Below are 404 nucleotides of genomic sequence, written 5' to 3' on the forward strand. Positions count from 1 at the left end.
CTGTTCTCTGTTCGGGTAGATCCTGAATTTAATTCCTTTTTGCATTATCCCATCTTATCCTTTTGTCTCTGCGATGTTTTCTGGTTTTCAATATACTGTTTTACTGTTTCCAGCGGAGCACCGCCCACCGTCGATACAAAATAGCTGTTTGTCCAGAGAGTCGGCATTTTCGTTTTAAGATAGGGAAATTCCTGTCTTAAAATTCTGGACGTATAGCCTTTAAATGACTTTACAGCTTTGTGGATGCCAAACTGAGGATCTACTTCCAAAAGCATATGAACATGGTCTGGCATGATCTCCATTTCCAGAATGTCTACAGAAAGATTTGCAGCATACTCTGTGAGCAGCTCCTTCAGCCGGACGTCCACACCATTAATTAATACTTTTCGTCTATACTTTGGACA

Annotated in this window: 2 protein-coding genes; both read right to left on the reverse strand. The window is 40.8% G+C overall.

All coding sequences use genetic code 11. The features are described 5' to 3' along the window. The coding region (locus GPK58_RS13480; RefSeq protein WP_215638754.1) for a helix-turn-helix domain-containing protein at positions 1-45 on the reverse strand (45 nt) is incomplete at its 3' end. Further along, the coding region (gene tnpA / locus GPK58_RS12655) for an IS200/IS605 family transposase (protein WP_215638753.1) at positions 45-404 on the reverse strand (360 nt) is incomplete at its 5' end. The genes GPK58_RS13480 and tnpA, both read right to left, overlap by 1 nt.

This window comes from Blautia sp. MCC270, from assembly GCF_018785605.1.
Taxonomy (GTDB): domain Bacteria; phylum Bacillota; class Clostridia; order Lachnospirales; family Lachnospiraceae; genus Blautia_A; species Blautia_A fusiformis.